The organism is Bordetella genomosp. 8 (assembly GCF_002119685.1).
In the GTDB taxonomy this organism is placed as follows: Bacteria; Pseudomonadota; Gammaproteobacteria; order Burkholderiales; family Burkholderiaceae_B; genus Bordetella_C.
Map to the genome: position 1 here is coordinate 1,077,281 of NZ_CP021108.1, position 14,914 is coordinate 1,092,194.

At 66.7% G+C, this 14,914-nt stretch carries 15 protein-coding genes; 7 read left to right on the forward strand and 8 right to left on the reverse strand.

Features of this window, described 5'->3' with window-relative positions; translation table 11 throughout:
- The first annotated feature begins 64 nt into the window (after positions 1–64).
- Entirely contained in the window at positions 65–793 is a 729-nt protein-coding gene (locus CAL12_RS04905; RefSeq protein ID WP_232464712.1) for a haloacid dehalogenase type II, read from the forward strand.
- Between the two features lie 43 nt (positions 794–836).
- On the opposite strand, the gene CAL12_RS04910 is transcribed toward CAL12_RS04905, so the two are convergent.
- The 6 genes from CAL12_RS04910 to queA all read right to left on the reverse strand — a co-directional run bounded on the left by CAL12_RS04910 (position 837) and on the right by queA (position 7,029).
- The gene (locus CAL12_RS04910) at positions 837–1,226 is read right to left on the reverse strand and encodes a hypothetical protein (RefSeq protein WP_086063464.1); all 390 of its coding nucleotides are present in this window, start codon (positions 1,224–1,226) and stop codon (positions 837–839) included.
- 119 nt (positions 1,227–1,345) lie between these two features.
- Entirely contained in the window at positions 1,346–2,275 is a 930-nt protein-coding gene (secF, locus tag CAL12_RS04915) for a protein translocase subunit SecF (protein ID WP_086063465.1), read from the reverse strand.
- Positions 2,276–2,322: 47 nt separating this feature from the next.
- Complete coding sequence (gene secD, locus CAL12_RS04920) at positions 2,323–4,218, reverse strand: protein translocase subunit SecD (RefSeq protein WP_086063466.1); 1,896 nt, start codon at positions 4,216–4,218, stop codon at positions 2,323–2,325.
- A 104-nt stretch (positions 4,219–4,322) separates the two neighbouring features.
- Entirely contained in the window at positions 4,323–4,655 is a 333-nt protein-coding gene (gene yajC, locus CAL12_RS04925) for a preprotein translocase subunit YajC (protein WP_373454447.1), read from the reverse strand.
- A 182-nt stretch (positions 4,656–4,837) separates the two neighbouring features.
- Positions 4,838–5,974 carry a tRNA guanosine(34) transglycosylase Tgt gene (tgt, locus tag CAL12_RS04930; RefSeq protein ID WP_086063468.1) on the reverse strand — a complete coding sequence of 379 codons (1,137 nt, stop codon included), beginning with the start codon at positions 5,972–5,974 and terminating at the stop codon, positions 4,838–4,840.
- Positions 5,971–7,029, reverse strand: a complete 1,059-nt coding sequence (queA, locus tag CAL12_RS04935) for a tRNA preQ1(34) S-adenosylmethionine ribosyltransferase-isomerase QueA (RefSeq protein WP_420042753.1) — start codon at positions 7,027–7,029, stop codon at positions 5,971–5,973. Before queA ends, tgt begins: the two co-directional genes overlap by 4 nt.
- A gap of 278 nt (positions 7,030–7,307) precedes the next feature.
- Between queA and dacB the strand changes: the two genes are divergently transcribed.
- Positions 7,308–8,744 (forward strand): D-alanyl-D-alanine carboxypeptidase/D-alanyl-D-alanine endopeptidase, encoded by a 1,437-nt coding sequence (gene dacB / locus CAL12_RS04940; RefSeq protein WP_086063470.1) that lies wholly within the window; start codon positions 7,308–7,310, stop codon positions 8,742–8,744.
- Positions 8,745–8,783: 39 nt separating this feature from the next.
- On the forward strand, positions 8,784–9,422 hold the full coding sequence (gene upp, locus CAL12_RS04945; protein WP_086063471.1) for a uracil phosphoribosyltransferase: 639 nt from the start codon (positions 8,784–8,786) through the stop codon (positions 9,420–9,422).
- Between the two features lie 6 nt (positions 9,423–9,428).
- Here upp and cysG read toward each other — a convergent pair whose 3' ends face one another.
- Positions 9,429–10,847: a siroheme synthase CysG gene (cysG, locus tag CAL12_RS04950; protein ID WP_086063472.1), complete on the reverse strand. Its 1,419-nt coding sequence runs from the start codon at positions 10,845–10,847 to the stop codon at positions 9,429–9,431.
- Between the two features lie 403 nt (positions 10,848–11,250).
- Here cysG and CAL12_RS04955 point away from each other — a divergent pair, with 403 nt between their 5' ends.
- The 4 genes from CAL12_RS04955 to CAL12_RS04970 all read left to right on the forward strand — a co-directional run bounded on the left by CAL12_RS04955 (position 11,251) and on the right by CAL12_RS04970 (position 13,291).
- A complete protein-coding gene (locus tag CAL12_RS04955) occupies positions 11,251–11,940 on the forward strand; it encodes a hypothetical protein (protein ID WP_086063473.1) in 690 nt (229 codons plus the stop codon).
- A 113-nt stretch (positions 11,941–12,053) separates the two neighbouring features.
- A complete protein-coding gene (locus tag CAL12_RS04960) occupies positions 12,054–12,368 on the forward strand; it encodes a DUF883 family protein (protein WP_086063474.1) in 315 nt (104 codons plus the stop codon).
- A gap of 67 nt (positions 12,369–12,435) precedes the next feature.
- A complete protein-coding gene (locus tag CAL12_RS04965) occupies positions 12,436–12,894 on the forward strand; it encodes a phage holin family protein (RefSeq protein WP_086063475.1) in 459 nt (152 codons plus the stop codon).
- Complete coding sequence (locus tag CAL12_RS04970) at positions 12,887–13,291, forward strand: hypothetical protein (protein WP_232464713.1); 405 nt, start codon at positions 12,887–12,889, stop codon at positions 13,289–13,291. The genes CAL12_RS04965 and CAL12_RS04970 overlap by 8 nt, the downstream gene beginning before the upstream one ends.
- Here CAL12_RS04970 and ubiD read toward each other — a convergent pair.
- The gene (gene ubiD, locus CAL12_RS04975) at positions 13,248–14,792 is read right to left on the reverse strand and encodes a 4-hydroxy-3-polyprenylbenzoate decarboxylase (protein WP_086063476.1); all 1,545 of its coding nucleotides are present in this window, start codon (positions 14,790–14,792) and stop codon (positions 13,248–13,250) included. The two genes, CAL12_RS04970 and ubiD, sit on opposite strands and share 44 nt — an antisense overlap.
- Positions 14,793–14,914 lie beyond the last annotated feature (122 nt).

Genomic DNA, 14,914 nt, shown 5'->3' on the forward strand with positions numbered 1-14,914 from the left:
GCCGCGAGCGTATCACCAGCGGTAGACTTCGGCATCGAACTTACTCGATGCAAGGATGGAGACCATGGCCAAGGAAGATACGATCAAGGCGCTGCTGTTCGATGTGTTCGGAACGGTGGTGGACTGGCGCACCAGCGTCGCGCGGCAGTTGCGGCCATTCCTGGAGCAGCATGGCATCCAGGACGATCCGCACGACGTCGCCAATGCCTGGCGCAAGAAGTACCAGCCCGCGCTGGACGAGGTGCGCTCCGGTCGACGTCCCTTCGTCAAACTGGACGTGTTGCATCGCGAAAACCTGGAAGCCCTGCTGGCGGACTACAAGCTCGACGTCGGCGCGCTGTCCGAGGAAACGCTTAACGACCTGAACCTGATCTGGCACCGGCTGGACCCGTGGCCCGATTCGGTCGCGGGCCTGAGGAGGTTGAAGCAACGCTTCATCATCGCGCCGATGTCCAACGGCAATATCCGGCTGATGACGGACATGGCCAAGGGCGCCGGCCTGCCCTGGGATGCCATCCTGGGCGCGGAAGTGGTCAAGGCGTACAAGACTTCCCCAGAGGCCTATCTGCGCACCGCGGAAGTGCTGGACCTGCGTCCGGAAGAAATCTGCATGGTCGCTGCCCACAACTCCGACCTGGCCGCCGCGCGCAAGTGCGGTTTCCATACCGCATTCGTCCTGCGGCCCACGGAATACGGGCCGGACCAAAAGACCAATCTACGCGCGGAACAGGACTGGGATTGGGTCGCCGACGATATGGGGCAGTTGGCCACGAAGATGAACTGCCCGGCGTAAAACCCGGCCTTGCTGGCGGCGGTGCGGCTGTTTCGGCGCGCCGCTAGCGGGCCTGTGCAGGCGCTTCGGCGGGCGCTTTCTGCGTCGCGTCCTGTGTGCCGGCCTGGAAGGCGCTGAGCATGTTCGACGTCAGCGCGGCATTGAATGAGGCTATACCCAGCACGACGGCAACCGCCGTCGTGAAGAGCGCTATCTTGAAGCCCGTTATCTTGGTGTTGACCTCTTTCAGCTCCGCCCGCATTTCGGCGCGCATTTCCTTCATGTCGGTGCGGATCTCTTGAGTTTCCGCACGGATATCCTTGATGGCTTCCCTGAAGGTTTCCTTTATCTCGCGTGTGTGATCTTCAATGCGCGAGATCCGGCAGTCCATGCTGGCTTCGATGGCTTCGAGCCTGGAGTGAAATCTTCGGCGGGGCTGGGCGGCGGCTTCCATACCGGGAATTATCTTCCCGGTTCGCCAGCGCGGCAATATGACGGATGCGCCACGCGTAACCCCCGATCAACGGTGCGCCGCCCGCGGCGGGCGGCGCGTTCCCGGCGGCGGTTGCGAGATCAGGCGACTTCGGGGCCGTCCTTCTTGGCCGGCTTGACCAGGTCTTCGCGCTTGACGCCGAACCACATGGCCAGCGCCGCGGCCACGAAGACCGACGAATAGATGCCGAACCAGATGCCGATGGTCAGCGCCATCGCGAAGTAGTGCAGGGTCGGGCCGCCGAAGAACAGCATGGACAGCACCATCATCTGCGTGGAACCGTGCGTGATGATGGTCCGCGAGATGGTCTGCGTGATGGCGCCGTTGATGACTTCCTGCACCGAAGCCTTGCGCTGCTTGCGGAAGTTCTCACGGATCCGGTCCATGATCACCACGGATTCGTTGACCGAATACCCCAGCACCGCCAGCACGCCCGCCAGCACCGACAGCGAAAATTCCCACTGGAAGAACGCGAAGAAGCCCAGGATGATGACCACGTCATGCAGGTTGGCCACGACTCCCGCTAGCGCGAACTTCCATTCGAAGCGGATCCCCAGGTAGATGACGATGCCCAGCACCACGAACAGCAGCGCCATCAGGCCGTTGTGCACCAGCTCCTGGCCCACCTGCGGGCCCACGTATTCCACCCGGCGCAGTTCGACGGAAGGATCGTCGGCCTTCAGGGACTTCAACACCGCGTCGCTTTGCTGCGAAGACGTTTGCCCGGCCTGCAGCGGCAGGCGGATCAGCACGTCGCGCGACGTGCCGAAGTTCTGCACCTGGAAGTCCGCATAGCCCAGCTTGGCCACGGACCCGCGCACCTTCTCCAGCTGCGCCGTCTGCGCGTAGCTGACTTCCATCACCGTACCGCCGGTGAATTCGATGGACAGGTGGAAACCGCGCGTCAGGATGAAAAAGACCGCCAACAGGAAGGTGATGGCGCTGATGATGTTGAGCACCAGCGCATGCCGCATGAACGGGATGGTGCGGTGTATGCGGAAAAATTCCATGATTCGCCTTGCTTTGTTCGGTTGCCGGTTCTATTGCCGTACTTGGATCAGGCCTTGGCCTTGGCGTCGTCCGACGGTTTCCACACTTGGCCGATGGACACGCTGGCCAGTTTCTTGCGCCGCCCGTACCACAGGTTCGCCAGCGCACGCACGCCGACCACCGACGAGAACATGGACGTCAGGATGCCCAGGCAGTGCACCACCGCGAAGCCGCGGATGGGGCCGGAGCCGAAGGCCAGCAGCGCCAGGCCGACGATCAGCGTGGTCAGGTTCGAATCCAGGATGGTGCCCCAGGCTCGTTCGAAACCGTGGTGGATGGCCTGCTGCGGCGAAGCGCCGTTGCGCAGTTCTTCCCGTATCCGTTCGTTGATCAGCACGTTCGAGTCGATGGCCATGCCCAGTGTCAGCGCGATGGCCGCGATGCCAGGCAGGGTCAGCGTGGCCTGCAGCATGGACAGCAGCGCCAGCAGCAGCAGCACGTTCACCGCCAGGCCGATGGTGGAGAACACACCGAACAGGCGGTAATAGACGATGATGAAGACGGCGATCGCCAGGAAGCCGTACAGCGTGGACGCGAAGCCCTTGGCGATGTTGTCCGCGCCCAGGCTCGGGCCGATGGTGCGTTCTTCGATGATGGACATCGGCGCGGCAAGGGCGCCGGCGCGCAGCAGCAGCGCGGTATCGGCGGCTTCCTCGGCGCTCATGCTGCCGGAGATCTGCACCTGGCCGCCGGGGATCTCGCCGCGGATGACCGGCGCCGTGACCACTTCGCCCTTGCCGTTTTCGAACAGCAGGATGGCCATGCGCTTGCCCACGTTGTCGCGCGTGACGTCGCGGAAGATGCGCGCGCCCTTGGCGTCCAGCGTCAGGTGCACCGCGGCCTGCTGGGTCTGCTGGTCACGGCCGGGCTGGGCGTCCTGCAGGTTTTCGCCGGTCAGGATGACCTGGCGGCGCACCAGCAGCGGACGGCCGTCGCGGTCGGTATAGCGTTCCAGGCCGAAGGGCACGGTATTGGCGGCCAGCGCGGCCTGGGCCGACGGCGAGTCGTCCACCATGCGGATTTCCAGCGTGGCGGTGCGGCCCAGCAGTTCCTTGGCCTTGGCCACGTCCTGCACGCCGGGCAGCTGCACGACGATACGGTCGTTGCCCTGCTGCTGGATGACCGGTTCGGCCACGCCCAGTTCGTTGATCCGGTTGTGCAGCGTATTGATGTTCTGGCTCAGCGCGGTTTCCTGCACCCGGGTGATGGACGCCTGGCTGAGCGTGCCGACCAGCTGCGGCTTGCCGCCGTCGTTCTGGTCGACGAATTGCAGGTCGGGCATGCGCGACCGCAGGATGCCAACGGCCTTGTCGCGGCTGTCGGCGTTGGGGAAGGCGGCGGTGACAGCCTGGCCCGTGCGGTCGACGGTCACGCCCGGCACGTCCTGGTCGCGCAGCACGCTGCGCACGTCGGCGGCCAGGGAGTCGTAGCGGGCGGTCAGTGCGCCCTGCATGTCGATCTGCAGCAGGAAGTACACGCCGCCGCGCAGGTCCAGCCCCAGGTACATGGGCTTGGGTTCGAACCAGCCCAGCGCCCGCATCCATTCGGGCGAAGCCGGCAGCAGGTTCAGCGCCACCGTGTAGTGGGGATCGCCCGGCACGGTATTGAGCGTCTTGTCGATCAGGTCGCGCGCCTGCAGCTGCTGATCCGTGGAGCCGAAACGCGCGCGGATGGTGCCCAGCGGCCCGTTCTGCTCATAGTAGGCGCCGGTCGTGGGGATCTTCGCCTGGGCGAGGATCTGTTCCACCGTGCCCAGCAGGGCGTTGTCGACCTTGACCGTCGCTTTCGCACTGGAAATCTGTACCGCGGGGGATTCGCCGTAGAAATTGGGCAGCGTATACAACAGGCCGATGACGACCGCGATCAGGACCGTAAGGTACTTCCAGAGGGGATAGCGGTTCATGGCCGGCTACTTGTAGGTGAAGAAAGACGGTTGAGGCGAAAAGCCGGGACGCTGCGCGCCGGGTCGAGCGGCTGCTGCGCCGCCGGCCCGGCATGCTGGGACGCTTACAGCGCCTTGATGGTTCCCTTGGGCAGCACGGTCGACACGGCGCTCTTCTGCACGACGACTTCGACGGGCTTGTCCGCGGACTCGGAGATTTCCACCGTGATGTAGGTGTCGGTGACGCGGGTGACCTTGCCCAGCACGCCGCCGGCGGTGACCACTTCGTCGCCCTTGCTCAGCGCGGCCAGCAGGTTGCGATGTTCCTTCTGGCGCTTCATCTGCGGACGGATCATCAGGAAATACAGGATGACGAACATCAGCACGATCGGCAGGAAGTTCATCAGCGCGCTTTCCGGGGCGGCTTGGGCGATGACCACGCCCAGGTTGTCGGTCATGAAGGACATCGGGATACTCCTGTGGAATCCGTCATGCGGATCCGGTTATCGGTTTTTGGTCTGGTTTTGGGTTTTTCGCGAGCCTGCGCATATTAGGCAGCCCGCTATTGTAGCGAAGCCGCCCGCCCGGGGCAGGCCCCCGCCGCCGCCCGCGCCCGGCGGGGACGGGGGGCGGCCGTCCGCTAGTCCACCCCGCGCGCCCGGTCGGCCGCGAACTGTGCCCGCCAGGCCTCGAAGCGGCCGGCGGCGATGGCTGCGCGCATCTCGCCCATCAGCGTCAGGTAGAAATGCAGATTGTGCAGCGTATTCAGCCGCGCGCCGGTGATTTCGTTGGCGCGCTGCAAATGGTGCAGGTAGGCCCGCGTGAAGTGCCGGCAGGTGTGGCAGGCGCAGCTGGGGTCCAGCGGCCGGGTATCGTCGCGGTAGCGCGCATTGCGGATCTTGACGTCGCCGTAGCGGGTGAAAAGCCAGCCATTGCGTGCGTTGCGCGTCGGCATGACGCAGTCGAACATGTCGACGCCCTGCGCCACGCCGGCCACCAGGTCTTCCGGCGTGCCCACGCCCATCAGGTAGCGGGGGGCCTGGGCCGGCAGGCGCGGCGCCACGTGCGCCAGGATGCGCATCATGTCTTCCTTGGGCTCGCCCACGGACAGGCCGCCGATCGCGTAGCCGTGGAAGCCGATGTCCAGCAGGCCCGCCAGCGATTCGTCGCGCAGGCGTTCGTACATCCCGCCCTGGACGATGCCGAACAGCGCATTGGGATTCGCCAAGCCGTCGAAGGCGTCGCGCGAGCGGCGCGCCCAGCGCAGCGACATCCGCATGGAGCGCGCGGCTTCTTCTTCCGTGGCGGCGCGGCCGTCGATTTCGTAGGGCGTGCATTCGTCGAACACCATCACGATGTCCGAGTTCAGCGCGCGCTGTATGCGCATGGACTCTTCCGGCGTCAGGAACAACCGGGCGCCGTCGATGGGCGAGGCGAAGCGCACGCCTTCTTCGGTGATCTTGCGCATGCCCTGCAGGCTGAACACCTGGAAACCGCCCGAGTCCGTCAGGATGGGCTTGTTCCATCCCATGAAGCCATGCAGGCCCCCGTGCTTTTCCATGATGTCCGTGCCCGGACGCAGCCACAGGTGGAAGGTATTGCCCAGCACGATCTGCGCGCCGACTTCTTCCAGCTCGTGGGGCAGCATGGCCTTGACGCTGCCGTAGGTGCCCACGGGCATGAAGATGGGGGTTTCGACCACGCCGTGGTTCAGCGTGATGCGGCCGCGGCGGGCGCCGCCATCGGTGGCCAGCAGTTGGAAATCGAGTCCTGTCATGGTGCGGTGGCCGCGGCGGCTTCGATGAACATCGCGTCGCCATAGCTGAAGAAACGGTAGCGTTGCGCCACGGCGTGGGCATACGCGCGGCGGATGGGGTCCATGCCCGCCAGCGCCGACACCATCATCAGGAGCGTCGACTGCGGCAGGTGGAAATTGGTGATCAGCACGTCCAGGGCCTGGAAGCGATAGCCCGGGGTGATGAACAGCCGCGTATCGCCCTGGGTGGCGCGCAGCGGCAGATGCTGGCCCGCGGCCGATTCCAGGGCGCGGGCGCTGGTGGTGCCGACCGCCACCACCCGCCCGCCGGACGCCTTGGCGCGCGCCACGGCGTCCGCCGTCGCCTGCGGAACGGTGTACCACTCGGCGTGCATGACGTGATCGGCGATGTTTTCCACGCGCACCGGCTGGAAGGTGCCGGCGCCGACGTGCAGGGTGACGAAGGCCCGTCCGACGCCCATGGCTTCCAGGCGGTCCAGCATGGCCTGGTCGAAATGCAGGCCGGCGGTGGGCGCGGCCACCGCGCCGGGTTCGCGGGCGTAGACGGTCTGGTAGCGGGTGTCGTCGTCGCTGTCCGGCGAGTGGGTGATATAGGGCGGCAGCGGCGTAGCGCCATGGGCGTCCAGCAAGGCAAGTACATCCTCGGGGAAGCTCAGGTCGAAGAGCTCGCCGGCGCGGCCTTCCACCACGGCATCGAAGGCGTCGGCCAGCCGCAGGACCGTGCCCGGCCCGGGCGATTTGCTGGCGCGCACGTGCGCCAGGGCGCGGCGCGGGCCGGTGATGCGTTCGACCAGGACCTCTATCTTGCCGCCGCTGGCCTTGTGGCCGGTCAGGCGCGCCTTGATCACGCGGGTATCGTTGAACACCAGCAGGTCGCCCGGGCGCAGCAGCGCGGTCACGTCGGCAAAGCGCCGGTCGTGCAGCTCGCCGTGGGCATCCAGGTGCAGCAGACGGCTGCCGCCGCGCTCGGCGCTGGGATGCTGCGCGATCAGCTCCGGCGGCAGTTCGTAGTCGAAATCGGAAAGGCGATGGGAAGAGGGCAGGGACGGAGACACGCTGGACGTGGAAATCGTAAAAAGCCAACCCGGCATTGTAGTAGCCCGGGCGCATGACCCGGGCTTGCAAGGTATCCTTGGCGCTCTTTGCGCTTTTCGGCGCTTTTTGGCGTTTTGGCGGACAGCGGACGGGAATGACGGAACGGGCGGGCGAACGCGCAGGCGAACGGGCAAGCGAACGGACGGCGGGGCGGTGGCCGGCATTGTGGCCGGCTTTGTGGTCCACGTCGCGGCCGGCATCGTGGCCGGCTTCGTGGCGATCGGTCGCGGCCGGTCTGATGGCTGTGTCCGCAATGGCCCTGTCCGCAACGGCCCTGATGCCCGGCGGCGCCGTCGCCCAGGGCCTGGCGCCCGCGTCAACCAATGTGCTTCCGCATGACCTGGCTGCGACCTGGCGAGCCAGCAAGCTGCCCTCTGGGTCGCTGTCGCTGGTGGTCCAGGAACTGGGCGGCCAGCGCCTGTTGTCCATCAATGCCAAGGAGCCACGCAATCCGGCGTCGGTGATGAAGCTGGTCACCACCTGGTCCGCCCTGTCCAGCCTGGGGGCCAACTACACGTGGCGCACCGAATTGCTGGCCCAGCCGGGTGCCCGGCCGAACGCCAGCGGCGTCCTGCCCGGCCCGCTGTATCTGCGTGCCGGCGGCGACCCCCTGTTCATGCTGCAGGACCTGTGGACGCTGCTGCGCGACCTGCGCCTGCATGGCGTGCGGCAGATCAACGACCTGGTGATCGACCGCACGATCTTCGGCCCGGTCGCCACCGATCCCGGCGCCTTCGACGGCGCCCCGGACCGTCCCTACAACGCCAGTCCGGACGCGCTCATGGTCGGCTTCGGCGCCCTGCGCCTGCTGTTCATCCCCGATCCGGCGGCGCGCCGCTGGCGGCCGGTGATCGACCCCCCGCTCCCCGGCGTGAGCATCAGCGGCCAGGTGGAATGGAGCGACGCCGCCTGCCCTGGATCGCCGGACGTCTCGACCGAGCCCCTCATCACGCAGCAGGGGATTACCTTGCGGGTGACCGGCACGGTGGCCGGTTCCTGCGGCGAATTCAGCCTGTACCGGCTGGCCCTGTCGCAGTCCGATTTCTCCACCGAAGTCATCCGGCAGCTATGGCGCGAGATGGGCGGCACGTTCACTGGCCAGGTGCGCGCCGGCATGGTGCCGCCGGACGCGGTCCCGCTGGCGTCCCACGAATCGCCGCCGCTGGGCGACATCATCCGCACCATCAACAAGCGCAGCAATAACGTCATGGCGCGCCTGCTGCTGCTGACCCTGGGCGCCGAAGGCGGCCGCCGTCCCGCCACCCCGGACACCGGCGCGGCCGTCGTGCGGCGCGTCCTGGGCAGCCAAGGGCTGTCCATGCCCGAGCTGGTCATCGACAATGGCTCGGGCCTGTCGCGGACGGGCCGCGTGTCGGCCGACAGCCTGGCGTCCATGCTGACCGTGGCCTGGAATTCGCCCTATATGCCGGAATTCATGTCTTCCCTGGCGATCGCCGGCGTCGACGGCACGGTGCGCCGCCGGCTGCGCGACAAGGACACCCGCGGCATGGCGCACCTGAAGACAGGATCGCTGGCGAACGTGCGATCCATGGCCGGTTATGTCCTGGGCGCGAGCGGCAAGCGCTACGTGGTGGTCAGCATCGTCAACGACGACCGCGCCGACGCGGTGCGGCCTTTCGACGATGCGCTGATCAAGTGGCTGGTCGATCGCTGAACAGGCTACGATTCCAACTATTGCCATCGGAGTATCCCCATGCCCGTGCATGAAATCCGCCACCCGCTCATCCGCCACAAGATCGGCATCATGCGGCGCGCCGACCTCAGCACCAAGAGCTTTCGCGAGCTGTCGCAGGAAGTCGCGGCCCTGCTGACCTACGAGGCCTGCAAGGACCTGCCCCTGGAGCACTGCCAGGTACAGGGGTGGAGCGGCGTGGTCGACGTGGAAAAGCTGGCCGGCAAGAAAATCACCGTGGTGCCCATCCTGCGTGCCGGCATCGGCATGCTGGACGGCGTGCTGACGCTGGTGCCCGGCGCCAAGGTCAGCGTCGTCGGCATCGCCCGCAACGAGGAAACCCTGCAGGCCCACACGTATCTGGAGCGCCTGGTGGCCGAGCTGGACCAGCGCGTGGCGCTGATCGTCGACCCCATGCTGGCGACGGCGGGCTCGATGTGCGCCACCATCGACATGCTGAAGCGGGCGGGGTGCCGCGATATCCGCGCGCTGGTGCTGGTGGCCGCGCCGGAAGGCATCGCCCGCCTGGACCGGGAACATCCGGACGTGCAGGTTTACACGGCATCCATCGATGAGCGGCTGAACGAGGACGGCTACATCATTCCCGGCCTGGGCGACGCGGGCGACCGGATCTTCGGTACGCGGCAGAAGGCGGAGTAGCCGGCGTCAGGCCGCCGGCACGGCGGCCATGCCGTCTATATGTTGTCCGAACCAGTGCAGCTCATTGGCCAGCGCCGCCACGCTGCCCACGATCAGCAGGGCGGGCGATCGTATTTCATGGGCCCGGGCCAGCGGCGCCAGGTCTTCCAGCCGGCCGGTCAGTACCCGCTGCTCCGGCCGGCTGCCGTTTTCCACCAGCGCGAAGGGGGTGTCCGCCGAGCGGCCGTGTTCGCGCAGGCGGCGCGACAAGGACTCCAACTGTCCCACACCCATATAGAAGGCCAGCGTCTGGTTGCCGCCCGCCAGGGCCTGCCAGTCCATGGCCTGGGCATTGTCATCGCGGCAATGGGCCGTGATCAGATGCAGCGACTGCGCGTGCTCGCGATGGGTCAGGGGGATGCCGGCATGCGCCGCGCAGGCCAGCGCCGCCGTCACGCCGGGCACGACCTCGTAGGGAACCCCGTGGGCCCGCAGGTATTGCAGCTCTTCGCCGCCGCGTCCGAAAATGAAGGCGTCGCCGCCCTTGAGCCGCACCACGCGGCGCCCGCGCCTGGCGTGCTCGACCATCAGGCCGTGGATGCGGGCCTGGGTGGCCGGGTGGTCTTCGCCCGGCCGCTTGCCCACGTCGATGCGTTCGGCGTCGCGCCGGGCCAGCGACATGATCTCGGCGCTGATCAAACGGTCGTACAGGATGACGTCGGCCTCGTTCAGGGCGCGCAGGGCCTTCAGCGTCAGCAGGCCAGGGTCGCCGGGGCCGGCGCCGACCAGTACCACGCTGCCCACCGGCGCCTCCTGCGGCTGCTCCAGCGCGGCTTCCAGCGCCTGCTCGGCTTCCGCCGGACGGGCCTGGCGCAGCAGCGCGGCGACCGGGCCATCCAGCAGGGTGTCGTAGAAGCGCCGCCGCGCGCCAAGATCCGGACGGCGTTCGCGGATGCGCGCCCGGTAGCGGGCCGCCAGCTCGGCCAAGGGGCCCAGGGCGTGGTCGAACAGGGATTCGATGCGTTCGCGCATGCGGCGGGCCAGCACCGGCGCCACGCCGGACGACGAGACCGCCACGATCAGCGGGGAACGGTCAACGATGGACGGCACCTGGAAGGAAGACAGCTTGGGGTCGTCCACCACGTTGGCCAGGATGCGCCGCGCGCCCGCCGCCACCGCCACCCGCGCGTTGACGGTTTCGTCATCGGTGGCCGCCACCACCAGCCAGGTGTCATCCAGCCAGGCTTCGTCGAACCGTCCGGGGATATGGGTCACCCTGCCAGCCTGCGCCAGCGCCGCCAGCTCCGGGTTCAGCTCGGGCGCCCCCACTTTCACGCGGGCCCCGGCTTCCAGCAGCGCCTGGGCCTTGCGCGCGGCGACGGCGCCGCCCCCCACGACCAGGACGAGGCGCTGGTTCAGGTCGGCGAACAGGGGAAATAGTTTCATGGCGGTCGGCGTATCGGGTGCGGCAAAACGACGCATAGCCCACCGTCGCGGCGCGAAGTGGGCAACAGGGGCATTCTAAAAAACCGCTCCCCGGCGGAGGAACGAAGTTATAGGCATGTTCTTATGAGTAATTGGAATATCAAGATGGAATTTTATGGGCGGACGCTATAAAGCGTCCTGTTTTCCCGTCCCGTGCGGGCAGCAGCCACGGTGTAGTATCGATGCACCCGCCCGACGCCACGGGCGGCCGCTTTCGAAGAGGTCTCCAACCGTGTATCCGCATTCCGCTTCCGACGCCGGGCTCCCCAACCGCCTACCCATGCAATCCGTCCCGCCGCGTCCCGGCCGCTGCGCCGGCGCCCGGCTTCCCCATGCCCTGGGGTACGCATTCGCGGCTGCCGCGATGTGGCTGGCCGCGGGCGCGGCCCAAGCCGGCGTCTGCGATGCTCAATTCGTGCGCGACGGCGGCCAGGTTCAGCTGACGGGTTCGGGCAATTTGCAACTGGGCGCCGATTTGGCGTTTGCCGAAGTAACCAAAAGCAATGGGGAGAACTGCCGGGCGCGCGTCAGCGGCGTCGCGACTTTTTCCTATGCCGGGTTGCCGCCGGGCAAATCCAAGCTGGATTATCTGATGACCGTGCGCGACGGCAAGGCGACCTTCGTGAAGTATGAAAACGCCGGCGAACGGCCTGCGGCGGACGGCCAGTTCGACCTGCGCATGCTGGGCCTGTTCGCCTACGACGGCAAGATCAGCGGGCCGGGCCAGAAGCTGCCCGGGGCGAATTTCCGCCTGAACATCGGCAAGGAGGCGCCCGTGGGCGGCACCCCCAGCACCACCGTGCGCATAGGCCAGAAGACCGTCGGCACCCGCCGCACCATGGAAACCGCCTTGGGGCAGCAGTCCTGCTGGCCGATTTCCTATCGCCGCGATACGGATCCGACCATGGCCACGTTCAAGGGCCTGACCATTCCTATCCCGGCGCTCAACACCACCGTCACCGATTGGTATTGCCCGGCCGTCAACCTGGTCATGAAGCAGGATATCGATCAGCAGGGCATCAAATCAGCGGTAGAGATAACCAAGGTCAAATAAAGGTCGAATAGACCGTTTGTGGGCGTAGCAGACGGTAGCAATAGGGGGCTTGAGGCAAAGCCCCGCTGGTATCATTGTTTTCGTCCAGGACTTGCAACAAGAAAGGAGCGAACATGAACGCGACATCTTCCGACGCCGCCAAAGACAACCTGATCGACAGCGTCAAAAGCAGCCTGAATGATGCGGAAAGCCTGCTGCGCGAAGCCGCCGCCAGCACCGGCGACAAGGCCGCCGAATTGCGCGACCGCGCGATGACTTCGCTCAAGCGCACCCGCGAAGCGCTTTACGAAGTGCAGGACGCCGTGGTCGAGCGTGGCCGCAAGGCAGCGCGCGCGACCGATGACTACGTGCACGACAATCCGTGGCAGGCCATCGGCATCGCGGGCGTGACGGGCCTGTTGCTGGGCCTGCTGATCGCGCGCCGCTGAACCCTCACCTCGCGGGCCGCCGGCGGGCGCGAATCCTTCGACCCGCCGGCGGTGCGCACATCAGAACATGCCCATACGCAAATCCTTGCTCGGCGTCGCCTCCAGCCTGGTCGAACTGGGGCGCACGCGTTTCGAGCTGCTGGCGCTGGAAGCCTCCGCGGAAAAAGGCCGGCTGCTCAAGCTGCTGGGCTGTTCCTTCGCGGCCCTGTTGTTCCTGACCCTGGCCGTGCTGGTATTTTCCATTTGGGTGGCCGTGTACTTCTGGCCCACCGATGAACGCTATCTGGCGTTCGGCGCGCTGGCGGCCGGTTATGCCATCCTGGGCGTCATCCTGCTGCTGGTCGTGCGCCGCATGCTGACGCAGGGCCCGGCGCCCTTCGCCGCCACGATGGAAGAACTGGCGCGAGACGTGCAGTTGCTCGAGCACCTGCGCATCAAGGCCCAGGAGGAAGAAGAAGCCGAACGCCGCGCCGAAGCCGAACGCCAAGCCCACGCCGCCCGCCGGCGGGAGACGCGCCATGAGTAAATTGTCCCCCGAGGTAGACCGCCAGGTGCGCATCGAGTTGCTGCGCGCCCGTGCCGCGGTCGAGCGCCAGGCGCTGGTGCACAACGTCGCCGGACTGACGCAGTCCCTGTCGCCTTCGCATCTGGTCAAGGGCCTGGTGCCGCGCTTCGGCGCGAGCAATATGCCCGGCCTGGCCTGGCAGGCCTTCAACCTGGCGCGCCGCTACCCCATCATCACATCCACGCTATCCACCGCATTCCTGGGCGGCAAGCGCTCCCGGCTGCTGAAGCTGGGCACCGCGGCCGTGGTCGGTTGGCAGGTGTTCCGCGGCTGGAAGGCGCGCCAGGCCGCCAGCGCCGCGGGTTCGGCGCAGGTCACAAACCCAACTGGCTCCACATCGCGTCCACCTTATTTTTGACGGCGGCGTCCATCACGATGGGCCGGCCCCACTCGCGGTCGGTTTCGCCGGGCCATTTGTTGGTGGCGTCCAGGCCCATCTTGCCACCCAGGCCCGACACCGGCGAAGCGAAATCCAGGTAGTCGATGGGCGTGTGTTCCACCAGGGTGGTGTCCCGTACCGGATCCATCCGGGTGGTCATGGCCCATACCACTTCTTTCCAGTCGCGCGGGTTGACGTCCTCGTCCACCACCACGATGAACTTGGTGTACATGAACTGCCGCAGCACGCTCCATAACCCGAACATGACACGCTTGGCGTGGCCGGGGTACTGCTTGCGGATGGACACCACGGCCAGGCGGTAGCTGCAGCCTTCGGGCGGCAGGTGGAAATCGACGATTTCCGGCAGTTGGCGGCGCAGCAGGGGCACGAACACTTCGTTCAGCGCCACGCCCAGCACCGCCGGTTCGTCGGGCGGCTTGCCCGTATAGGTGGAATGGTAGATGGGATCGCGGCGCATCGTGATGCGGTCCACCGTGAACACCGGGAACCAATCGCGTTCGTTGTAGTAGCCGGTGTGGTCGCCGTACGGGCCTTCCAGGGCCATCTCGTAACCCGTGTCCGGCGGCGGCGCCACGCCTTCGGGCACCACGGGCGCGACGGCGCGCGGATCGCTGGCCGGCAGCAGATGGCCTTCCAGGACGATTTCGGCGTAGGCGGGCACCGATAGTTCGCTGCCCAGCGCCTTGGCCACTTCGGTGCGCGATCCGCGCAGCAGGCCGGCAAACTGGTATTCGGAGAGGCTGTCGGGCACGGGCGTCACGGCACCCAGGATGGTCGCCGGATCCGCGCCCAAGGCCACAGCGATGGGAAAGGGCTGGCCGGGATGCGCCTGGGCATGTTCGCGGAAGTCCAGCGCGCCGCCCCGATGCGACAGCCAGCGCATGATCAGCTTGTTGCGGCCGACCGGCTGCTGGCGGTAGATTCCCAGGTTCTGGCGCCGTGCCCGCGGACCCTTGGTAATCACCAGGCCCCAGGTCAGCAAGGGAGCGACGTCACCGGGCCAGCACTTTTGCAGCGGCAGGCGCGACAGGTCCACGTCGTCGCCTTCCAGCACGATTTCCTGGCAGGCCGGGGCGCGCACTGTTTTCGGGCTCATGTCCCAGAGCGCGGCCTTCAGCATCGCGACCTTGGCGAAGGCGTCGCGCAGGCCCTTGGGCGGTTCGGGTTCGCGCAGGGACGCCAGCAGTTCGCCGGTATCGCGCAGCGCCTCGACCTGTTCCGCGCCCATGCCCCAGGCCACGCGCCTGGGTGTGCCGAACAGGTTGGCCAGCACCGGCATGCCCGCCGGACGGTCCTGGTGCATCGCGTTTTCGAACAGCAGGGCGGGGCCGCCCTTTTGCAGCACGCGATCGGCGATCTCCGTCATTTCCAGATGGGTGGACACCGGCGCGGCGATGCGCTTGAGGTCGCCGCGCGCTTCGAGTTGGGCGATGAAATCTCTTAAATCTCGGTATTTCACGGAAGGCCTAGGGGAGAGCGCGTGTGAGTTCGCGGAAGTTCGACAAAGTTGCCCAACGTTGCATGGTAATTACGGTATTTGTTACATATGGGCAGTCCATAAGAGGTTAACATCCCCTTCCC